Annotated in this window: 10 protein-coding genes and 2 pseudogenes; 6 read left to right on the top strand and 6 right to left on the bottom strand. The window is 67.7% G+C overall.

Annotated features, from left to right (window positions below; genetic code table 11):
• The first annotated feature begins 395 nt into the window (after positions 1–395).
• Positions 396–1199 (top strand): glycoside hydrolase family 16 protein, encoded by an 804-nt coding sequence (locus tag AC3WSN_RS07040; RefSeq protein WP_492536896.1) that lies wholly within the window; start codon positions 396–398, stop codon positions 1197–1199.
• Here the strand turns inward: AC3WSN_RS07040 and AC3WSN_RS07035 are convergent.
• The 4 genes and pseudogenes from AC3WSN_RS07035 to AC3WSN_RS07020 all read right to left on the bottom strand — a co-directional run bounded on the left by AC3WSN_RS07035 (position 1196) and on the right by AC3WSN_RS07020 (position 6551).
• Positions 1196–3196, bottom strand: coding sequence for a glycosyltransferase family 2 protein (locus AC3WSN_RS07035; protein ID WP_492536894.1), 2001 nt, complete (start codon positions 3194–3196; stop codon positions 1196–1198). The genes AC3WSN_RS07040 and AC3WSN_RS07035 overlap by 4 nt on opposite strands.
• Positions 3178–4428: an HlyD family secretion protein gene (locus AC3WSN_RS07030; RefSeq protein WP_492543031.1), complete on the bottom strand. Its 1251-nt coding sequence runs from the start codon at positions 4426–4428 to the stop codon at positions 3178–3180. The genes AC3WSN_RS07035 and AC3WSN_RS07030 overlap by 19 nt, the downstream gene beginning before the upstream one ends.
• 464 nt (positions 4429–4892) lie before the next feature.
• A pseudogene (locus AC3WSN_RS07025) lies at positions 4893–5621 on the bottom strand (IS5 family transposase).
• A 168-nt stretch (positions 5622–5789) separates the two neighbouring features.
• Entirely contained in the window at positions 5790–6551 is a 762-nt protein-coding gene (locus AC3WSN_RS07020) for a cupin-like domain-containing protein (RefSeq protein ID WP_492543029.1), read from the bottom strand.
• 363 nt (positions 6552–6914) lie between these two features.
• On the opposite strand from AC3WSN_RS07020, the gene AC3WSN_RS07015 reads away from it, so the two are divergent.
• Positions 6915–7157, top strand: coding sequence for a hypothetical protein (locus AC3WSN_RS07015; RefSeq protein WP_492536893.1), 243 nt, complete (start codon positions 6915–6917; stop codon positions 7155–7157).
• Between the two features lie 68 nt (positions 7158–7225).
• On the opposite strand, the gene AC3WSN_RS07010 is transcribed toward AC3WSN_RS07015, so the two are convergent.
• Together AC3WSN_RS07010 and AC3WSN_RS07005 are read right to left on the bottom strand one after the other, a co-directional pair.
• Complete coding sequence (locus AC3WSN_RS07010) at positions 7226–7981, bottom strand: methyltransferase, TIGR04325 family (RefSeq protein WP_492536891.1); 756 nt, start codon at positions 7979–7981, stop codon at positions 7226–7228.
• Positions 7982–8125: 144 nt separating this feature from the next.
• A pseudogene (locus AC3WSN_RS07005) lies at positions 8126–8284 on the bottom strand (transposase); the annotation flags it as partial.
• A 427-nt stretch (positions 8285–8711) separates the two neighbouring features.
• On the opposite strand from AC3WSN_RS07005, the gene AC3WSN_RS07000 reads away from it, so the two are divergent.
• From AC3WSN_RS07000 to AC3WSN_RS06985, 4 genes are read left to right on the top strand one after another with little or no spacing between them, the layout of a single operon-like run.
• Positions 8712–11093: a non-ribosomal peptide synthetase gene (locus AC3WSN_RS07000; protein WP_492536890.1), complete on the top strand. Its 2382-nt coding sequence runs from the start codon at positions 8712–8714 to the stop codon at positions 11091–11093.
• A gap of 2 nt (positions 11094–11095) precedes the next feature.
• Positions 11096–19129, top strand: a complete 8034-nt coding sequence (locus tag AC3WSN_RS06995) for a hybrid non-ribosomal peptide synthetase/type I polyketide synthase (RefSeq protein ID WP_492536888.1) — start codon at positions 11096–11098, stop codon at positions 19127–19129.
• Positions 19126–20178 carry an alpha/beta fold hydrolase gene (locus tag AC3WSN_RS06990; protein ID WP_492536886.1) on the top strand — a complete coding sequence of 351 codons (1053 nt, stop codon included), beginning with the start codon at positions 19126–19128 and terminating at the stop codon, positions 20176–20178. The genes AC3WSN_RS06995 and AC3WSN_RS06990 overlap by 4 nt, the downstream gene beginning before the upstream one ends.
• Positions 20175–22598 (top strand): condensation domain-containing protein, encoded by a 2424-nt coding sequence (locus tag AC3WSN_RS06985; protein ID WP_492536884.1) that lies wholly within the window; start codon positions 20175–20177, stop codon positions 22596–22598. Before AC3WSN_RS06990 ends, AC3WSN_RS06985 begins: the two co-directional genes overlap by 4 nt.
• Positions 22599–23248: the final 650 nt, after the last annotated feature.

Raw genomic sequence — 23248 nt, 5'->3', positions numbered from 1 at the left:
AGCGCCGGCCCGAAGGTGACGTCAAGGGCTGCCAGTGCGCGGTGCGCCGATCGTCCAGGCGGTCCCCCGATATCCGCTTGAGCTGCTCAGCGATCGTGACATCGCCGAGCCATTCCGGGTGCGGGTCTGGACGTGGGCTGCTCCGCGCCCCATCGCGGGATCCTCCCCCACGCCCTCACCATCCAGCACTGGCCGTGCGGCTTCCGCATCTTGCGGTGCGCATCGCGATGAGGACCTTACGTGCGCGGACATTGATCGATGTCCGGGCCAGCGCGGGAGGGAAAAGGATGTCATCGGGCCTTTGCAAGTCCGCCCTCCCCCACCGCGCGGCTTTGACGGCCCGGGCCGCGTGGACCGTCGTCGCGCTTGCGTGTCTGGATGTGCAAACACCTGCGATGGGAGACGACACGATCAGCATCGATCCCTCCGATCTGGCCCATACAGCAAAACTAACCTTCTCGGATGAGTTCGATACGCTCAGTCTCTGGGACGGCAGCGGCGGCACATGGGACACGACCTACTGGTGGTCTCAGGGCAAGAATGGCGTCACCCTCGCGTCGAACCACGAGCAGCAATGGTACATCGACGCCCGCTACGCGCCGACGGCTTCCGTGAGGCCCTGGTCCGTCTCGAACGGGATCCTGACCCTGATCGCCGCCCCCGCCGATCCGAAGCTCCGCCCCCTGATCAACGGCTACGCCTACACCTCGGGCATGCTCACGACCTATCGCGCCTTCACGCAGCAGGGCGGCTACTTCGAGATGCGTGCGAAGCTGCCGGCGGGTCAGGGCATCTGGCCGGCCTTCTGGATGCTGCCGGCCGATGGCTCCTGGCCGCCTGAACTCGACGCGATGGAGATGCTGGGTCACGACCCTGCGACCATCTTCATGACCGTGCACTCGCAGGCCACAGGCACGCATACCCAGGCGCAAGGATCGGCCAAGGTTCCCGAAACCTCGGCAGCCTTCCACACCTACGGCGTGCTGTGGGAAGCCTCCAAGATAACGTGGTCCTTCGACGGCCAGCCCGTCTACACGACGACACCGCCGAGCGACCTCAACAAGCCGCTCTACATCCTGGTCAATCTGGCGGTCGGCGGGGACTGGCCGGGGAGGCCGGACGTTACCACGCCGTTCCCGGCGGTCTACCAGATCGACTACGTCCGCGCCTACGCGCCGCTCGGCACGAGGACGCGCTAGGCGGCCTGCGCGCTCCGACCGAACATCCGCGACCAGACCCCGCCCGCGATGGCGGACTTGTCGAGGTCGTGGATGTCCTGGCTGTAGCGGCCCGTGTAGAGCTTGACGATCATGCGGTCGCGGCACGCGCCGTCGAGCGTGTAGCTGAATTTCACGCAGACAGGCTTGCCCGCCTCCGACTGTACGACCTTCTCGACTTTGCAGCGCAGGTGCGGGAACGCGTCCATCTCGATCCACATATGCTCGCCGCTGCGCAGGTCCGGGGGCGTGGCGAACTCCGCGATTCCTCCCTCCAGCGAGAGGCTGACGATGCGCGCCTCACGGTACGTCTCGCTCACCCCGAGCACGAGCGCGCGCTCGTTGGTGGAGAACGACTCCACGAGGGGGCGCGGCTTCTCGAAGCAGATCAGCGATGCGATCATCAAGACCACGATGTTGACCACGGCCCAGTAGGCCGAGACCACCGAGAACTCGCCCTCACCGATGCGCGACCATTCGGGTACGATGTTGACGATGAGACCCAGCGACGTGACCGCGATCCAGAAGGCGATCGAGAAGAACGTGTAGGCGTCGAACGCGGATTCCTCGTTGCCCGAGCCCTTGGGCGTGACCTTGAACGGCACACCGAACGGTTTGATCAGGCTGGAGAGCACGACGGGCAACATGCGGAAGGTCGCGAAGGTGCCGACGGCCGAGGAGATCAGGGGCAGGTAGCGCGTCGGCGTGAGCCAGCCCATCAGCAGGAAATAGCCGACCAGCACGGGAAGCTGGTAGCGCACGATGTCCGCCGTGCCGGTGAAGTAGAGCGGAGCCGCCCCGGTCCATAGGTAGATGGCGGGCACGATCAGGATGACGAAGCGGACGGTGTACTGCACCAACCAGGACAGGGGGATGAACATCACCCGCTGGAAGAGGTTGAGGCCGGGACCGCGCAGCGGGCCGTTATGGAGGTAGATCGTCTGGATGCCGCCCCGGCACCAGCGCCCGCGCTGCACGAAGTAGCCCTTCAGGTTCTCGGCCGCGAGACCCATCGACAGCCGTTCATTGAGGTATCGGGTCTTGTAGCCCCTGTTGAGCATCGCGAGGGTGGTGAGCAGATCCTCGGTGATCGAATCGTGCGGGAAGCCGCCGATCGCGTCGATGGCGCTTCGCCGAGCGATCGAGCAGGAGCCGCAGCAGAAGCTCACGTCCCAGGCGTCGCGCGATGTGGCCATCTCATCGAAGAACAGCCGCTGCTCATCGGGCCAGACCTTCTCGAGACTGAGGTTCGACTGCACCGGGTCCTTGTTGAAGAAGTGCTGCGGCGTCTGCACAATGCCGATGGTCGGATCCTGGAAGAAGGGCAGCGTGCGGCGCAGGAAGTTGCGGTAGGGAACGAAATCGGCATCGAAGATCGCGACGAACTCACCCGACGAGACCGTCAGGCCGTTGTTCATGTTGCCCGCTTTGGCGTGGCTGTTGTCCGGGCGCGTGACGTGGATCGCGCCCTTCGACTCGCAATACTCCCGCAGCCAGTCGCGGCGCTTGTCGTCGAGGACATAGACTTTCAGCTTGTCGCGCGGGAAGTCGAGCGCGAGAGCCCCGACGATGGTCCGTTCCAGGACGTCCAGAGGCTCGTTGTAGGTCGGGATGAACACGTCGACGGTGGGCAGGCCGTCGGAGGGGCGGGCGAAGAAATCGCGCTCCAGGCGGTCAGCCTCGGCGTGCCGATCCACGTAGCGGCTCATCGCCACGAGGAAGAGCAGGATGTCGGCGAAGGCGCCGATCTCGACGCAGAACACGAACCACGTCCAGAAGAAGCCGAAGCTTCGGTCCGCCTGGTAGGGCAGCACGGTGTGGAAGAAGCGCCACCCGAGATAGCGCACGGCGACAAGCAGCACGAAGGTGCAGGTGATCGCGCGCGTCCACGTGCGGTCCCGGGGCCAGTTCAGGGTGAAGAGGAAGAAGAAGGCCGCGACGAACAGCGTCGGCCCGAGGTTTACGAGATGCTGAACCACAGGCCCTTCACCCAGTTCACGATGGGATCGAGCGCGGTTTGCAGGGACGATCCGGCACGCGCGAACCGGACCTGAACCGTGCGGCCGACCTGACAGAAGTTGGCGTAGTCGGTCTGCATATCGCTCGGGTCGAGCGCGACCCGGATGCGCGCGTTCTTGCCCCGGCTCTGCGGCGGGATGGCTGCCAGCACCGTCTCCTCGACGGCGGCGGCCGACCCGCGCACCGACACGACCCGGCCTCCGATCACCTGGGACGTTCCGAGCAGCCGCACGTCGGCCCTGTCGCCCGGCTTGATCTCATCGTAGTTCACCTCGTCCACGAGGATGTCCACGAACAGGTCGCGGCAGTCGAGCAGGCGCATCAACTCGTTGCCGACCAGCACGTTCGAGCCCGCCACGACGTTGTTGCGCCAGATCACCCCCTTGAAGGGAATCTGCACCGCGACGAAGGAGAGCCGGTCGTTGCGGGAGCGCTCCAAGGAGAGCTGGAGGCTCAACTGCTGGGTGCGCGCCTTCTCGATCCGAATCTGCGCCTCGACGTTGGCAAGCTGGATCGTGACCTCGTCGGTGCGCTGCTGCGAGTAGGGCACGTCATTGCGGCCCTCGCCCACGAAGGTGCCGCGCTTGAGCGCGTCCAGCTGGCGCTGGAGCCGCTCCAGTTCGGCCTTGGCGATGTTCTGCTCGCTGCTGGCGCCGACCGAGGCGGCGCGGGCCTGCTCGACCGAACTGCCGGCCACCACGCCGGTCGCGCCCAGCGTCTGCTTGCGCGCGAGGTCCGCCTCGGCGGACGTCTTGTTCGCCTGCGCCGTTGCGATGCGCTGCTGACGGATGACGATCTCTTGCTGGATGCTCGTGATGCTCGCCTGCTGATATTCCTTGAGGCGGCCCACGAGATCGGTTTTCAGCGCGGACAGGTCCTTCGCCTGCATTTCCAGAGCGCGCAGCTTTTCTTTCGATGCGCCCAGATCTGCATCCAGCTGCGCCTCGGCGGTCCGCGCGATGCGGTCGTTGTTGATGAAGAACACCGAGGTATCCTCGGGCAGCGCCGTGCCGACCTTCGGTGGCGTATCGGAGACGACGCCCTCGATGGGCGCCGAGACGAGGGCGAAGCGGGCGTTCACTGTGCCGTCGAGGCTGGTGTAGCCCGTGAAGCTTGGTAGGACAGCAAGGATGGCAGCACTGAGGAGGAGCACGCCGACCAGCACGCGCATCCAGCGACTGTTCCAGGGCATTCGTAGCCTCAGCTCTGTATGATTGTTTGCAAAGCTGGTACCGATTCTATCCGTCTCGGGCACAACTATCCGACCGCAGTGAGGGTTCCACCTCACGCTGAAATTGGTAATCTTGAAAAATCGATCAATATATCTCGCGATTACTTTGGTAAATAGGCGGTTAATCTCGGGTCCTGTCTGAAATCTTATGCCTTCGAGCGGCGGGGCCCACCACCAGGTCTGCTCAGCCGCGTCTGCTCAGCCGCGTCTGCTCAGCCGCGTCTGCTCAGCCGCGTCTGCCTGGCCGCGTCACTCCCGTGACGGCCGTCGGGCCGGCCGCGGGTCAATGCGCCGGTGAGCGGACGTTATGCGCGGTCCGGGTGAGCGGCAGAAGGCAGCCGATTGCGGAACCTTGCAGGGCCGCGTTCACCGTGTCGGCAAGCCGGAGACCTGCAACCGGAACGGACAGGAAGCGGACCTGCTGCTCAGCTCGTCAGGGGCCTCATCCAGGCCCATGCGATGACACAGGAAACGCGCGCGACGGCGGCGCGGTCGTTGCACGACAAGCGGTCACAACGGCTCGCGACGCGCCGCCAGTTCTTGAGGCGGCCAAACACAGGCGCACGATCCGATTGCGCCGCCGGCCTGCGGCTCGGCTGTGTGCTTGCAGAGAACCGTTCGGGTGGCCGTGGACGGCAGGGTGGTCAACCTGGTGGTTCTTCCGGCAATTCCTCAGGCGCTCGGGCGACACCAAGGCCCGCAACAGGGGCAGTGCCATGTGATGTCGGCCCCATTGTGGGTGTCAGGGCGAACGCAACCGGTCGGCCACGACCATCGGCCAAGCAATGGATGTTGCTCGTGACGCCGCGCGAGCGCCCGATGGCTCGGCTCCAAGCCCTCTTTTCCGCCTGCGGCCGAACGGTGGGCTTTCACGGGGAGCGCGTCGAGCATCGACGCGTCCGGGACGGGGCCTGCAACTGCGATCCTGGCAAACAGAGGCTGCCACGCCGCGCTGAGACCACCTGTTGGAGTGGCTGTCGATCGTCGTGTGTGGGCCGTCGGCGGAGGGCGTGACCTGGCAGCGGCAGCCGACCTTCGGCACATGCAGGATGCCGGTGATCACCGGCCTATCATCGACCGGCGGTTTGCCCGGCTGCCCGTGCGGCTCGCGCCGCGCCCGAGGCTCCATCCGAGAGCCAGAACAGCCGTGCCATCGCGAACCTGCTGCGCGGGAAACGACAAACACGGGAAGAAGACGCGAGCCGCGGCAAGGAGGTGTCCGCGTCCCTGCCGGGGCTCAGACCCTGATCGGATCGCACGTGCGCCGTCGCTGAACATCGCCCGCGACGACGATCCGTGCAGATCGTCCTGCCGCGCGCCGCTCAGGCCCGCGCACCCGAGACCAGGCGCCTCCGCGCATCCCGGGTCAGGCGGATCGCCGCCCCCGTGGCCGCTTTGGCGCGATCGCTCAGGACGGAGCAGCCGGGCCCGCGTGGCGTGACGCCGAGGCGCCGGAGATAGTGATTGGCCCGGTAGATGTCGGCGCGGTACCAGGCCGGGAATTCAAAATTGAGGCTCAGCGAGATCGAGATATTGTCGTGGTTCTTGACCCAGTGGGCACCGTGGGTCGGGATATGAACCGCATCGCCGGGATCGAGCTGAAAATGTTGTGCCTCGATATCGACCCTCGGCTTGTAGTGGCCTGCCGCGATGTCGCCCGCATAATAAACCTCAAGCTCCTCCTCGGTCGTGACGGTGCGATCATTCGGATCGCAGACCCACAGATCCTTGGATCCGGCGATCTGCACCAGGAAATTGACCTCGGCGTCAAAATGGAACGGCGTGACCCGATTGGGCGAGGTGATAAAGACCAGCATCTCGGGCTTGCGGAGCAGGTGAGCCCCTGAAGGTCCTGCCACGTCCCGTACGAAGGCGGCCCAGTCCGCGAGGACCGCAGCGTAGGCCGGGTTCAACTCGACATGCTTCATGACGATCCAGGCGCCAGCGCTCTCGATCCGCTCGATGACGTCGGTCACCGGTCGGTCCGGCACGGGGATCTTTCCCCATTTGTCGTCGATGCTGACGTCGCCCGCGTCGAAGTAGAGATCACCCTTGCGCTTACTCACCTCACGCGCGAGGCGCATCAAGGCGTCGATCGTGAAGAGCGGATGTGCGGCCAACGGGTGGGTTGCCCGGAACGGCTCACGGTGAAGGGCCCGCCGACAGACCTCGACAGGCTCGCGCGTCGCCCAGTGAACGGTGGCGGCCTCTCCCTTTTGCACCGTCGTCATCGGTATTCTCCTTCTCACGAGCTGATATTGTTGTACAAGTGTGTGCCGAAGCAATGATATTTATCAAACTTGGGAATAGGACAGAAAATGCGGATTTAGTTGTCAGATTACGCACAGACATCCCGCGCGATGATTGATTCGACGCAGGACGTTGATACGGTATCGTCTTAATGTTTGTTCCAGTTTAAATGAATGGTATCACCTGGATCGCGAGAAATGGTGCGCCTCGGTATTTACCCGCGGCCTGTAATGGTCCGCCGGGATGTCGAAGGCATGATAAACCTCAAGCTCTGCCTCGGTCGTGACCGTGCGGTCGTTCGCATCGCAGACCCACAGGTTCTTGGAGCTGGCGATCTGGACAAGGAAATTGACCTCGGCGTCAAAATGGAGCGGCGTGATCCGATCTGGCGACGTGATGAAGATCAGGATCTCGGGATTGCGGAGCCGCTGAGCCCCTGAATGTCCCATCTCTCTCGTACGAAGGCGGCCCGGTTATTGCCGAATCGCAAATCGGCAGATGCGTTCGTCTAAATAGTTCTTTTCTCACCAGTGTTGATTGCGACGTTGTCACTCTTCGACCAAATCTCACCAAACATTTTGATCCTGTGTCCTGGAACTGCATAAGGGATATTGAAATCTCTGTATGGCAAGCGCCATCTGGCAACAAGATCGTACCCGGCGTTTCTCAATTGCTCATCATGCTTGTCGCGGTCGAATATGTAGTAAGGAACCTTAACTCTCTCAAAATTTTCTAACGTTACAAAGGCGCCGCTTCTACAGTACGGCATCTTATTTAGGATTATATTGGCGGGCTTGCATGAGAATTTACTTAGAACATCGATGATTGTAAAAGGGCAATACTGCAAGGACCCCGAACAGAGTAGGATGTCGGCTCGTGTTTCCGGTGTTATCTCTTCCGAAAATGACAGATGCGGTGCGCTATTTTTCGTAAAGATTCGCCTTCCTTTGGAGACCATGGGCGCCAAGTCCACCACATGCCAGCTAAATTCTTTGGGAAGGTCGAGAAGTTCGCGATAAGCGACATATTTGGCGCCAACATGGCCGCCAAAATCTACAAGTGAGTGCAATTTTTGCTCTACAATGAGATTTTTTAGATAAAAAATTACCGGCCAATCGAATAGATGGATTGTCTTGAATCGATCTGAATTTAAATCAACAAGGTTTTCGTCGCTGTAATCCGATATCAAAGCAGATTCAATGCCCTCTTTTGCCTCGTCAATGGTATCATATACTCCCCAGAATGATCCCGCTTCTTCATGCATGAAGCGCCGCCTATACCGCGCGCGCCGAGCATGGAACAAGATTGGAAAATCCTTTATGCGATCTAATGACAACATGAGCGCCCCTTTTTCGAAGATCGACCGTCATTTATCAGCGTACGTTTGCCTAATCTTCGGCTCATCGATCTCGCGTGGAGCATCGCTCCAGCGACCCCCGCTTTTCAGCACGTGGACGATGCCGCTGGGGATCCGCCGGTCATCGATGCGTGCTTTGCCGCGCGTTTCAGACGGCAGATGCGGTGCGATCTTCGCAAGTTGCTTGTCCATCAGCCAGAAATGCTTCATCGGCCGATTCGGTAGGTGCCGTGAATGACATCCGAGCAGATCGCGCTACACATTTGCAAGCAACGGCATCGCAAGTGTCGGCTTGAAGTGGCGTTCGCTTCGGTTTTTGCATTGCACAAATAAACCAGCGATCTGACCATCTAAATCGGCCTGCCACAGGGTAGAACCTCGCCGGTGATTTGGAATTCAAGCCGCATTTATTCGGGTCTCGCAGTTATCATTCGAAGCGACGGCCTGAGATTGATTAAAGTCAACGGAGAATCGAATTATAACGTTAGGAAGGTCGCCCGTCGGGCTTTGGCCTCACATTATAGTCCATCATCTCAAGGCCAAGAGCATGCAGTCTTCGATGGCCGCTGAAGGTGCGCTGCGCATCGCCGAGGCTTCTCAGGACGGATTTACGGCAGGACCCGGATCGGCGGCATGTGTGCTGCCTGAGCGGCTTCTCACGGCGCCGGATCTGCGGGGTTCCTCCTCCGCTGCGGTGCTGGCGTCGCTCTGCGCCGCGGCGAGCGCCGTCTTCCATCGCTACACCGGGGCATCGCAGGTGCGTCTCCGCATCTGCGGGAGCGACACGGAGCAAGGCGTCGAGCTGGAGACGGACATCTCGGACGATCCGACCTGGATCGCTGTCCGCGACGCGGTTCAGGCGCGCATCGAGGCTGCAGGACCTGTCTCGCGTGCTCGGCAAGGCATCCTGATCGAGCTGGCGGGCGATGGGTGGACGGCGGACAGCCTGAATCTCCGCGTGGAACGGGGAACGGCGGAGTACCGGGTCACGGCGTCCGGGGCGGCCGGAATTCTCGATGCGGAAGGTCTTGCGGGCTGGCTCGCTGCGCTGCGGTGGCTTCTGGAGGCCGCTTGCGCCGCGCCCGACACGCCAGTCGCTCGCTTGCCTCTCTTGAGCCCCGAAGATCGCGACGCGCGGGTCGCCAGCGGCATGGGCGCACGACGGCCGTATCCGCGCGACGCGACGGTTCCGGACCTGTTCGCGGCCCAGGTCCGGCTTCGTCCGGACGCGGTGGCGATCCGGGAGGGCACGCGCACGTGGACGTACCGTGAGCTCGATGCCGAGGCCGACGCCCTGGCACGGTGCCTGATCGGCCTGGGCGCGAAACCGGGCGCGCGCATTGGCCTGCTCCTGGACCGGTCCGGGTCCGCCATCGTGGCCCATCTCGCCGCGCTCAAGGCCGGTGCCGCTTACGTCCCCCTTGACCCGGCTCACCCTGACGAACTCCTCGCGCTGCAGATCGCCGACAGCGACCCAGCCGTCGTCGTCTCGAGGCGCGGTCTCGCCGCGGGGCGGGCGCACGGGGGTTTATGGACCTGCCCGACGCTCTGGCTCGACGATCCCGCCCCCCTCCCCGCGTCGCGCGAGGCGCTGCCGGGACCGGGTGCTGCGGAGGATCTTGCCTACGTCATGTATACCTCGGGCACGACCGGACGGCCGAAGGGCGTGATGGTCCCGCATCGCGGTATCGCGCGGCTCGTGATCAACACCGATTTCGCGGCGCTTGGTCCGGACGAGATCGTCCTTCAGCTCGCCCCGCTGGCCTTCGATGCGGCCACCCTCGAGATCTGGGGGCCCTTGCTCAACGGTGGCCAGCTCGTCGTCATGCCGGCGGGCCCGACCACCGTCGACGCCATCGCCCGCGCCGTCGGGGACCACGGCGTCACCACGCTCTGGCTCACGGCCGGACTCTTCCACCTGATGGCCGATGGCCCGCTCGGAGACCTCGCCTCCCTGCGTCAGCTGCTCGCCGGCGGGGACGTCCTGTCGCCGCGCCACGTCAGACAGACCCTCGACGCACTTCCGCATTGTCGACTGATCAACGGCTACGGACCGACGGAGAACACGACCTTCACCTGTTGCTACACGGTACCGCGCGGGTTCCCGCCGGCCGAGACGGTCCCGATCGGCAGGCCGATCGCGAATACCTGCGCCCACATCCTCGACCGCCGGCTCGAGCCGCTGCCGCGCGGCGCCGTCGGCCAACTCTGCGCCGGCGGAGACGGCTTGGCACGCGGCTATCTCGGCCGGCCGGATCTCACGGCCGAGCGCTTCGTGAGCGATCCGTTCTCCCGCGAACCCGGGGCGCGGCTCTACCTGACGGGCGATCTGGTCCGCGAGCGTCCCGACGGAACGCTCGCGTTCCTGGGGCGCGTCGACGGCCAGGTGAAGATCAACGGCCACAGAATCGAGCTTGAGGGCCTGGACGCCGCCCTGCGCCGCCTGCCGGGCGTCCGGGACGCCGCCGCAGTCGTCCAGGCCGACACGGGCGGCGGCAAGAGCCTCGTCGCCTATGTGGTGCTCGAGTCGCCGGAAACCGCGCCCGAACGCCTGCGCACAGCGCTCGCGCAGCGTGTGCCGGCCGCGATGATCCCGAGTGCTGTCATCGCGTTGCCGACGCTGCCGCTCGGACCGAATGGCAAGGTCGACCGCCGCGCGCTCCAGCAGCCGGCGCGGACCCGCCCCAACCTCGGACGCCCCTATGTTCCGCCGCGGGGGCCGGACGAGGAACGCGTCGCCCGAGAGTGGCGCCGCGTGCTCGGGATCGACGCCGTTGGTGTCGAGGACAACTTCTTTGATCTCGGCGGCACGTCCCTTCAGCTGATGGCGATCCATCAAGCGCTTCGCGGGGTTCTGGCGCCGGATCTCACCATCATCGACCTGTTCGCGAGACCGACCATCCGGTCGCTCGTCGCCTCCCCCCGCGCGCCCGATTCCGAGGACGGCCCGAATGCGCGGGCGCGCGCGTCCCGGCAGAGCGACGCTCTCCGTCGTTTCCGGCAACATGCGAGGTCATGACGATGGACGATTCAGGCATGCTGCTCGAGGGCATTGCCGTCATCGGCATGTCCGGCCGGTTTCCGGGTGCGCGGACTGTCGACCAGCTCTGGTCGAACCTGACAACCGGCGTCGACTCGATCACCCGGTTCGGCGAGGCGGACCTTGAGGATAGCTTCCCGCCCGAAACCCGCGCCCAGCCGAATTTCGTCCGGGCCCGTGCCATCATCGACGATGTCGATCAGTTCGATGCGGGCTTCTTCGGGATGTACCCGCGGGAGGCCCAGCTCACCGACCCGCAGCACCGCGTCTTCCTCGAATGCGCTTGGGAAGCCCTGGAGGACGGCGGCTACGACCCGGCCGCCTGTTCCGGATCCATCGGCGTCTTCGCCGGGTGCAGCGTCCCGACCTACTTCCTCAACAACGTCTGCACCGAGCGAAGCGTCATCGACGACTTCACCAATCAATACCAAGTCGGCGGTTACCCGACGCTCGTCGGCGCCGCGCAGGATTTCCTCGCGACCAAGACGTCCTACAAGCTTGATCTGCGCGGTCCGAGCATCACGTCGCTGTCGGCGTGCTCGACCTCGCTCCTGTGCGTCACGCAGGCGTGCCAGAGCCTGCTGCTCTACCAGGCCGACATGGCGCTGGCCGGCGGCGTCTCGATCAGCCTGCCGCAGAAGCGCGGCTACCTGCATCAGGACGGCGGGATGGTGTCGGCCGACGGCACCTGCCGGCCCTTCGATGCCGAAGCGACCGGCACGGTGTTCGGCAGCGGCGCGGCCGTGGTCCTGCTCAAGCGGCTGGACGACGCCGTTCGGGACGGGGACTCGATCTACGCGGTGATCCGCGGCTTCGGCGTCAACAATGACGGCGCCACCAAGGTCGGGTACACGGCGCCGAGCGTCGACGGCCAGGCGGCCTGCATCATGGCCGCCCACGCCATGGCCGGCGTCGACGCGAACACCATCGGCTACGTCGAGTGCCACGGCACCGCCACACCGCTCGGCGATCCGATCGAGCTGGCGGGTCTGGAGAAGGCCTTCCGCGCCTCGACCGGCGACCGGCAGTTCTGCGCCCTCGGCTCCGTCAAGGCCAATATCGGGCACCTCGACGTCGCGGCGGGAACCGCCGGGCTGATCAAGACCTGCCTGGCCCTCAAACACCGGCGCCTGCCGCCGATGGCGCATTTCCGGACGCCGAATCCGCGGTTCGACTTCGCGGCGAGTCCCTTCTTCGTGAACACCGCCCTCGGCGAATGGCCGGCGCGGGACGGCGTCCGTCGGGCCGGGGTCAGCGCGTTCGGCGTCGGGGGCACCAACGTCCATCTGGTGCTCGAGGAGGCGCCCGCTCAAGAGGTGGTCGAGGACGCGGCCGGTCCGCAGGTGTTGCTGGTCTCGGCACGCAGCGCCGAAGCGCTCGCCGAGGCGCGGGGCCGTCTGGCCGATCGGCTCACGGCACCCGATGCGCCGACGCTCGCCGACACCGCTTTCACGCTTCAGGTGGGGCGCCGCGCCTTCCCCTACCGCACCGCCATCGTCGCCGACGATCGCGCGACGGCGATCCGCGCGCTGCGGGAGGCGCCGTCGCCCGGCGCGGCGTCGCCCGCCGACACGCCCGACATGGCCTTCATGTTCCCTGGCCAGGGCTCGCAGCATCCCGGCATGGCGCGGGGTCTCTACGAGGGCGTGGCGAGCGTCCGCGCCGACATCGATCGCTGCGCCGCGTTCCTCGAACGCCACGAGGGCATCGATCTCCGCCGCGTCCTCTACGACATGCCGCCGGACGCGGCCGCGGAGGCCCTGCGCTCGACCGCGATGGCGCAGCCCGCGCTCTTCAGCGTCTCCTACGCCCTCGCCCGGCTCTGGCAGACCCTCGGGCTCGCGCCGCGCGCCACGATCGGCCACAGCGTCGGCGAGTTCGTCAGCGCCCACCTCGCCGGCGTGCTGACCCTGGAGGACGCCCTGCGCGTCGTCGCGGCCCGCGGACGGCTGATGAACGACCTGCCTGGCGGTGCGATGCTCGCCGTCCGGCTGCCCGAGGCGGACCTGGCGCCGCGCCTGCCCGACGGGGTCGCCGTCGCGGCGGTCAACGGGCCGGCCCTGTCGGTGGCGTCCGGCCCATACGAGGGGATCGCCGCGCTCGAGGCGGCCCTGGCCGCCGACGGCGTGATGGCGCGCCGCCTGCACACCTCGCACGCCTTCCATTCGCCGATGATGGAGCCGATGGTCGATCGGCTGCACGATCTCCTCCGGACGGTCGAGCTGCGGCCGCCCTGCGCGCCGTACATCTCCTGCGTCACCGGCACCTGGATCACGGCAGAGCTGGCGACGTCGGCCGAATACTGGGCGCGGCACGCGCGCGAGACCGTGCGCTTCCACGAAGGCGTCCTGACCCTGGTCGGCGAGACGCCCGCGATCCTGATCGAGGCCGGTGCCGGACAGGCGCTCACGACGCTCGCCATGCAGGCCTGCGTGCGGCGCCCGGACGTGACCGTCGTGCCGTCCCTGATGGCGGCCGGGGGCGACGGTGACGACCGCGCGGCGTTCCTGGGCGCGCTCGGGCGGGCCTGGGTCGCCGGCGCCAAGCCGGACTGGCGGAGGCTCCACGGGGACGGGCCGCGGCGGGTCTCGCTGCCGACCTATCCGTTCGAACGCCAGAGCCACTGGATCGAGGCCAGACCCTGGTCCGGCGCCGCGATGGCCGGGACCCCGCTGACCGGGCCGGCTGCGCCGCCAGCCGCGGAAACGAAGCTGATGCCGGTGTCGACCGAGAGGGAGGAGGAGCGGATGCAGGACGGGCGTGAAGCGAAGGTCCGAGAGGCGGTCGCCGCGATCTTCACCGACTTGTCGGGTGAGGATATCGCGCAGGCCCCGAGAAAGAGCTTCCTCGAACTCGGGTTCGACTCGCTGTTTCTCACCCAGGCGGCCAGCAAGATCCAGGCGCGCTTCGGCCTGAAGGTGGCGTTTCGCCAGCTGCTCGGCGACCTCTCGACCCTCGACGCGCTGACGCAGCACGTTCTCGCCGCGCTGCCGCCGACCGCCTTCCGGGACGCGGCGCCTGCAGTCCCGCAGCCGGCCCCCGCGGAAGTCCCGACGCCCGCGGCGCCCGCCGCGACGGCGGAGGCCGCCGCGTCGCCGGTCGGCACGCCGGGTCTCGAAGGGCTGATGCGCGAACAGCTGCGTGTCATGAGCGAACTCGTCGCGCAGCAGCTCAAGGTGCTCATCGGCGCACAGGCCTCCCCGCCCGTGCACGCCCGCGTCCCGGCCGTCCCGGCAATCCCGGACCCGCCCGCGAAGGCCGGCAGCCCGCCCCGGGCCGACAAGCCCGCCGAGGCGCCGAACCGGTTCGAGATCTTCAAAGGCGGCGGTCAGGCGCGCGGCGATCTCGAGCTGACGCCCGCGCAGCAGCGCCACATCGCCGATCTGGTGGCGCGCTACACCCGCAAGACCGCCGGCTCGAAAGCCTTCACCGAACGGCATCGCAAGGTGCTGGCCGATCCCCGCGCCGTGTCGGGGTTCCGCGCCGAGTGGAAGGAGATGATCTACCCGATCGTCACCGACCGCTCGGGCGGCTCGCGCCTGTGGGATATCGACGGCAACACGTATATCGACTTCCTCAATGGCTTCGGCCCGACCTTCCTCGGGCACAGGTCCGATCTCGTCGTCGAGGCGGTGCGCGCGCAGCTCGACAAGGGCTTCGAGATCGGGCCCCAGACCGCGCTCGCCGGCGAAGTCGCCGACCTCGTCTGCGAGCTGACCGGCAACGAGCGGGCGACCTTCTGCAACACGGGTTCGGAAGCCGTGATGGCGGCGATGCGGATCGCGCGCTGCGTCACCGGGCGCGACCGGATCGTGATGTTCTCCGGCTCCTACCACGGGCAGTTCGACGAGGTACTGGTCAAGCGCGGCGGCCGTTCCGGCGCGGAGCGCGCGCTGCCGGCGGCGCCCGGGATCCCGAGCCCGAATGTCGGGAGCATGATGGTCCTCGAATACGCGGATCCCGCCGCGCTCGACTGGATCCGTGCCCACGGCGATGAGATCGCCGCGGTGATCGTGGAGCCGGTGCAGAGCCGGCATCCCGGCCTCTGCCCGACCGACTTCCTGCAAGCGCTTCGCGCGCTGACCGAAGCCGCCGAGATCGCCCTCATCTTCGATGAGGTCGTCACCGGCTTCCGCATGCACCCGGGCGGGATGCAGACGGTGCTGGGCATCCGCGCCGACATGGCGACCTACGGCAAGGTGGTCGGCGGCGGCATGCCGATCGGCATCCTCGCCGGCAAGTCCCGCTTCATGGATGCGCTCGACGGCGGCGACTGGCGCTTCGGCGACGAGTCCGCCCCCGAGGTCGGCGTCACGTTCTTTGCCGGGACCTTCGTGCGCCACCCGCTGGCCCTGGCCTCCGCCCGCGCGGTGCTCCGTCACCTCAAGGCGGTCGGGCCTGCCCTCCAAGAGGAGCTCGGGCGGCGCGCGCGCGGCTTCGTCGGCCGTCTCAACACCCTGCTCGAGGAGCGCGGGATCGCGAGCCGCATCGAAACGTTCGGCAGCCTCTTTTACTTCTCCTTCGCGGCCGAGGACCGGCTCGCGAGCCTGCTCTACTACCACCTGCGGCTGCGCGACATCTACATCCAGGAAGGCTTCCCGTGCTTCCTGACGACGGCCCATTCCGACGCGGATCTCGACGCGTTCGTCACGGCCTTCCGCGAGTCGCTGGACGCCCTGCGGGCGGTCGGGATCCTGGCCGGCCGGGCGGCGGCCGACACACCGGACTTCACGACGCCGGCAGAGCTCCCGGTGCCGGCCGCGGCGCGGGCCGAGATCCCCGCCTCGCTGGAGCAAGCCCCGCTCACTGAGCCTCAGCTGGAGGTCTGGCTCGCGGCCCAACTCGGCGACGCGACCTCGTGCGCCTTCAACGAATCGGTCAGCGTCCGCCTGCGCGGTCCGCTCGACGCGGCCGCCTTCACGGAGGCCTTCGCCGAGGTGATGGCCCGGCACGACGCGCTGCGGTGCCGGTTCAGCCCGGTCGGCGACGCGCTGCTCGTCTCCGAGGTCGCCCCGTCTCTGGTGGTGTTGGACTTCTCGGGCCAGCCGCTCCAGGCCGCCAGCGAGGCCCTGCGCGGCCTCATCGAGGCCGAGGCGGCGTTGCCCTTCGACCTCGTGGCGGGATCGCCCTGTCGCGCAAGCCTCGTGCGCCTCGCGCCGGATGAGCACGTGCTCGTGCTGACGGCGCACCACATCGTCTGCGACGGCTGGTCGATCAACGTCATCGTGGAGGAGCTCGCCGCGCTCTACGCCGAGGCAATCGGCCGAGCCCCGGCGGAACTCGGCCCGGTTCTGCCGTTCAGCCGCTACGCCGCCGCGCAGGACGAGGCGCGCGCCACGCCGGAACTCTCCGAGGCCACGCGCTACTGGTGCGAGGTCCTGCGCGACCTGCCGTCCGCCATGGAACTGCCCGGCGACCGGCCGCGCCCGGCGATCAGGACGTTCTCCGGTTCCATGACCTGCGGCCAGCTCGACGGGGCGCTGGTGAGCGCCCTCCGGTCGGTCGGAGCCGAACGGGGCTGCACGCTGTTCGCAACCCTCCTCGCGGGCTTCCAGACCCTGCTGGGCCGCCTCCTCGACGAGCGGGACGTCGTCGTGGCGGTGCCGTTCGCCGGTCAGTCCCTCGTCGAGGATCAGGTCCTCGTCGGCCACTGCGTCAATCTTCTGCCCCTTCGGGCCCGGTGGGACGCCGAGACCGCCTTCGCCACGCTGGTGGTGGAGGCGCGGCGCGCGCTGCTCGAGGCCCAAGATCAGCAGAACTGCACCCTCGGCACGATCGTGCGCGCCCTCGGCCTGCCCCGGGACGTGAACCGTCTGCCCCTGACGACGGTGCAGTTCAATCTCGAGCGCGTCGCCTCCGACCTCGCCTTCGTGGATCTGGGGGTCCAGGTCCAAGCCAACCCGAAGCGCTTCGTCAATTTCGACCTGTTCTTCAATCTCGTGGAGACCAGGAACGGCATCCGCATCGAGGTGGATTACAGCCGGGACCTCTTCGACGAGGAGACGGTTCAGCGCTGGATCGGTCACTACCGGACGCTCCTCGAAGCGGCCGTGGCGAACCCGGTCGAGCGGGTCGACACCTTGCCGATCCTGTCCACGCGCGAGCGGGCGGAGTTGCTGCGGGTCGCCGCGGGTCCGGTCCGCGCCGTTCCCGGTCTGTCCGTGCCGGCCCTGGTCGCGGCCGGGGCGCGGGATCCGGATCGCCCTGCCCTCGTCTACGACGGCACCATGCGCACCCACGGTGAGATCGATCGCCGGTCGAGCCAAGTCGCCCATCACCTCAGGCGCAGGCTGGACGGGCGACCGGGCGGCCGCATTGCGGTCCTGGTCGAGCGCTCGCCCGACATGCTCATCGCGCTCCTCGCGGTGATGAAGGCGGGCTACGCCTACGTGCCGCTCGATCCGAGCCATCCCGCGTCGCGCATCGGGCACATCCTCACCGATGCCGACGTGGCCGGTCTCCTCGTGGCGGGCGGCGCCTCCGAGCTCCCGCACGACCTCGCCTGGCCCGACGGTGCTGTCTTGATCGATCTGGCGGCCGATGCGCCGACGATCGACCAGGAGGACACGGCCGCTCCGCAGGTTGACCTCGACCCGGCCCAGCCGGCCTACGTGATCTACACGTCCGGCTCGACCGGTCAGCCCAAGGGCGTCGAGATCTCCCACGGATCGGTGGTCAATTTCCTGATCTCGATGCTGCGCGAGCCCGGCCTCGGTGCGGATGACGCTCTGCTTGCGGTGACTACGGTGTCCTTCGACATTGCGGTGCTCGAGCTGTTCGCGCCGCTCTGCGCGGGCGGTCGGGTGATCCTCGCCACGAGCCGGACCTTGTCCGACACCTTCGCGCTGCTGGACCTCGTGCGCGCGAGCGGCGCCACCGTGATGCAGGCGACGCCGAGCCGCTGGCAGATGCTTGTGGAGGCGGGCTTCCAGTCCAGGCCCGGCTTCCGGATGCTCTGCGGCGGCGAGCCGCTGACCCGGAACCTGGCCGACGCCCTGCTGGCGGGTGGCGGCGAACTCTGGAACCTGTACGGGCCGACCGAGACCACCGTCTGGTCCTCGGTGGGCCGGGTGGAGGCCGGCGAGGCGCCGATCACGATCGGTGGCCCGCTCGACAACACGCAGCTCCACGTTCTGGACGGCGCCGGCGCGTTGCTGCCGGTGGGGGTCCGGGGCCAGCTCCATATCGGGGGGGCCGGGCTCGCGCGCGGCTACCTCCATCGCGACGATCTGACCGCCGAGAAGTTCATCGCCGATCCGTTCTCCACGGCGGCCGGCGCGCGGCTCTACCGGACGGGTGACCTCGCCTGCCGGAAAGCCGACGGCAGCATCCGGCTCCTCGGTCGCGCGGACCATCAGGTGAAGCTGCGCGGCTTCCGGATCGAGCCCGAGGAGATCGAGGCGGTCCTGGCGCGGCATGCGGGACTGGGCGCCTGTGCCGTGGCGCTGCGCGAAGACGTCACGGGCGAGCAGCGGCTTGTCTGCTACTTCGCCGAGGCGAACGGGCCCGTCACGACCGCGGCGTTGCGCGAGGCCCTCGGCCGGCACCTGCCCGATTACATGATCCCGAGCCTGTTCGTGCCGCTGGCGGCGCTCCCGCTCTCGCCGGCCGGCAAGGTCGACCGCAAACGTCTCCCCGGGCTCGACGCGGTGCCCGCGGTGGACGCGGCGCCCCTCTCCACGGGCGGGCGGGCGCCCGGCACGCCCACCGAGCGGACGCTGACCGCGATCGTGACGGAGGTCCTCGGCATCGAGGCCATCGGGATCGACGACGACATGTTCGCCTTCGGCCTCGATTCGCTTCAGGTCTTCCGGATCGTGGCGCGCGCACATCAGGCGGGCATTCGGACCACCGCGAAGGACCTGTTCCTCCATCGCTGCGTGTCGGCCATCGCCGCCGAGAGCGACGTGGCGCCGGTTCAGGTGCGCAGCAGGCCGACGCTCGTCGGGGTCGCCCGCGCGGCGCGGCGCGCGGGGGCGAACGGCGGTCACCTGCGGTCCGAGGAACTCCTGTGAGCATCGGCTGGCCCAGGCGCTATCGCTGGCGCCGGTCGATGCTGCTGGCGACCTTGGCGCTGCTCTTGGAGGGCACGCTGATCGGACGCGTCACCGGTGCGAAGGCTGAACCGGATCTTGCCGCGCACGTCGTGCGTGCGCGGCTCCCGAACGAGCAGCCCGGTCCGGCCCGCAGGATCGGGATCCATGTCTGGCTGCCGTCCGGCCCGGTGACGGGCCCCTTGCCGCCGCTCGTCTATGCCCACGGTTGGGGCGGCCGCGCGCGCGAGAACGCGGATCTTCTCCGCAGCCTCGCCGATCAGGGCTTCGTCGTGATCGGCATCGACTTCCCCGCCCCGGGTTTCGCCGGCCTGGATTTCCGCTCGGAACTGGCCGGCCAGCGCACCCGCCTGCTCGCGGAGGTCGAGGTCCGCCTGCAAGCCGGCGACATTCAGGCTGCCCTGGACTGGCTAGCCGATACCGGACGCGCGCTGCTGCCCGGCGACCGCGTGGATCGCCTGGACCCGCATCTCGCGGGCGTGATCGGCTATTCCTTCGGCGGCGCCGCGGCGGCGGAGGCGGCCAGCGCGGACCGGCGGATCCGCGCGGTTCTGAACCTCGATGGCTGGCTGTTCGGGAATCCGGCCGCCCCGGTCTTCTCCGCCCCCTACATGGTCATCACCGATTCCCTGGATCCGCCGTCGGCCAAGGCGCTCGCCGGGGGCGATCCGGGCCGTCGTACCCACGCGATCCAGGACGCGCAGGACAGCGACCGGCAGCTTCGGCAGCTGCGATCGGGCGGGTTCGCGATCGAGATCGCGCACGCCACCCACGAGAGCTTCTCGGGCGCGGGGGGCGATCCCGAGATCCGGAGCGTGATCTCGGCCTACGCGGCAGCCTTCTTCGCCCGGTCCCTGCGCGGCAGCGCCGCCGAAATCTCGGAGGCGACGCACCCCTCGCCCCGAATCCGTTTCCGCGCATGGCCGCATTCCGCGGAGGGCGCGACGCTGTTCGCGCGTCCGCTCGCGACCTCCGCCATCATGGCTTCATCCCGCAGGATCTCGCGATGACACAGCTGCAATCGGCGCAGCGCACCTGCTGCGAATTTCCCTGCACACCGGTGCAGGAACGCTTCTTCGTGGCCGAGCTCCTCGCGCCCGGCAACGCCGGCCTCAACATCGCGCTCCGCTGGTCGCTGGTCGGGCCCGTGAGCGGAACCATCGTGGGTCTCGCGCTCCGGCAACTCGTGGCCCGGCACGAGATCCTGCGCACAGCCTTCGTGGAAGGCGAGAACGGCCCCGTCCAGCGCGTCTATCCCACGGCGGACCTGCACGTGCCCGAACTCGACCTGCGGCTTCTGGGGACGGTGGAGCGGGAATTCGACCGGATCTCCGCGGAGGAAGCCCGGCGGCCCTTCGACCTGTCGCGTGCGCCCCTGATGCGCGCGCAGCTGCTCCGGTTCTCCGAGCAGGAAAGCTTCCTCCTGATCACGGCCCACCACATCGTCGCCGACGGCTGGTCGATGGGGATTCTCGCCCGGGAATTCGCCACCCTGTGCGACGGCCTCATCGGCGGGACGCCGGCAGCGCTGCCCGAGCTTCCGGTTCAGTACTCGGATTATGCCCTGTGGCAGCAGGCCCTCTCCGATTTCGGCGAGGGGGCGGCCGCGGACGCTTACTGGCGCGCGCGCCTGGCGGGCTTCCGCCGCTTCGAGATCGCCACCGACTTCCCGCGCCCGCCGGCCCTGACGCGCGACAGCGCCATCACGTCGATCCTGATGCGCCCCGCCCTGACCGCCGCGGCAGACCGCGTGGCGCGGGCCAGCGGCGCGACGTGGTTCACCACGATGCTGACGGGGCTGCTGCTCGTGCTGCGCGCCCGTGCGGGCAGCGACGACGTGATCGTCGGCACCCAGGTCGCAGGCCGTTACGAGGTCGAGCTCGAGAACGTCGTCGGACCCTTCATCAACACGCTGGCGCTGCGGACCGACTTCGCCGGCGTGCAGAACTTCGCGGAGGCGCTGGCGCGCGTCGCCGACACCCTGCAGGGCGCCCTCGAGAACGGCACCACGGCGCTCGAGACGATCATCGAGATCGTCAAGCCGGAACGGGACCCGAGCCGGCATCCGCTGTTCTCGATCAACGTCATACAGCAGCGGGCCTTCGACGAGGTCCGGTGCGAGAACCTCCTGCTGCGCGGCGTGCCCTCGCAGTCGGCCGGGGCCCTGTTCGACCTGAACTTCTTCTTCGTCGAGCGGACGGAGGGTTGGCGCTTCTCCTGCGAGTACAACACCGTCCTCTACCGGCCGGAGACCGTGGTCGCGATGCTGGAGGACACGCTGTCGCTCCTGACCGGGGCGCTCGACGACCCCCGGCGGCCGATCCCACAGCTCGCCGCGCGGGCCGCCGCCGAGGAGGCCGTGGCGGCACCGTCTTCCGTCGCACGCCCGGTCGACCAGACGGACGACGTCGTTCGGCGCCTGCTCCCCTTGTGGCGGGCGACCCTCGGCGCGGGCAGCGACGAGGCGGGCTTCCTCGACGCCGGAGGCCATTCCCTGAGCGCGTTCCGGCTCATCGCCCGCATCCAGCAGACCTTCGAGGTGCGGCTCGAGATCGATCGGTTTCTCGGCAACCCGACCGTGCGTGCGCTCGCCGACGTGATCCGGAAAGCCACGGCCCCGCGCGACGCGCTCGCCTCCGTGGTCGCCCTGCAGCCGCACGGCGCCGCGACCCCGATCATCGCCTTCGACAATCCCTTCCTGTTCCAGGACCTGGCGAAGCGGATCGGCGCCGACCGGCCCTTCCTCTGCGTCATGCCGGCCGCCCATATCAACGGCGATCCCGCGCTCTCGTTTGCCGCGGTGGCGGCCCATTACGTCGAGGGCATCCGCCGGGCCCAGCCCCAGGGTCCCTACATCCTTCTCGGCCACTGCTTCGGCAGTCATCTCGCCTACGAGGCGGCGCAGCAACTGGTCCGGGACGGCGCGGACGTCGCCTGCGTCATCGCGGTCGACGGCTGGGCGCCGGGCCACCTCGCCCGCCGCACCCGGCGCGAGGCCTTCCTGATCAACATGTCCTACCGCCTGATCCGCTGGCAAATGGCGCTCGCCAAGCTCCTGCGCGGGCAGCTGCCCCTGACACGGCTCCTCGAGAAGCTCCGGCTTCGGCTCGGCCGGCCCACCCCGTCGGCGGTCCCGGACGCGGAACTCGAGCGTGTCCTCTGGCTGAAGGACCGGCTGTCCGAGCACCGGATCGCACCCTACAGCGGGACCATCCTCGTGGTGCGCGCCCTCGGAGAGCCCACGGGACTGTTCTTGGACCCGACCCTCGGATGGCGCGAGCTCGCAACGGGGCGCCTCGAGATCCGGGATGCACCTGGAAACCACTTCACCATCTTCGAGGGCGAGTCGGTCCAACACGTCGCCGCGGCGGTGCGCCAGACACTCGGCCGCCTCGAGGACGCCGGCGCCCCAGAACCTGCGACCGCGTGAGGCGCAGTCGATCACGGCCGGCCGCCGCGCGGGGCCTCTGCGCCGTGTGTGGGGCATCGTCGGACAGATCTTCACCTCTGGGGATCGAACCGCTTGGTCGTTCTCGGCTGGCACTGTTCGTCCCTGACGTCGCTTCCCCCGGGGAGCCGTGCCAAGGTCAGGCGCTCATGACACGGGCCTCGTGATGCGGCGGCGCGCAGGGTCATCGGGGCGCTCCGAGGCACCTCCGGACGGGTCGTCCGCACGTCGCACTTCGTTGCCCCCGGATCGACCCTTGACGGTCCGATGGACGAGGCGCGCTCACCGCACGGCCGTTCCCGCATGTGCCTCGCGGAGGTCCGAACGATCGCGTTTTGGCCGCTCTGCGCGACGACGTCGATTCGCCCCTTGTCCGACGAATCAAGCCCGCGGCCGCTGCGGCGACCCAGCGATCATGCTCTCTGATTCGGGCGGGGAAGACGGTGTGACCTGCCGTGCTGGCGCTGGGCAGGGCCGCTGCACGACGGAGTCCGTCAACAGCCTGGCTTGGAATACGCTCTCACGTGCCAAGGCGTGGCGTTCAGGAACGCGCTGGATCAATCCGATCCCGCAGCCGAACCCGACTTGATGGGCAGAGGACATTCCGTAGAAAGAAGAACCGCTTCTTTCGC

This window comes from Methylobacterium sp. FW102-HT35C08 (assembly GCF_058790235.1).
Note: the sequence above shows the minus strand (reverse complement) of the source record. Positions and strands in the feature narration are given on the sequence as shown.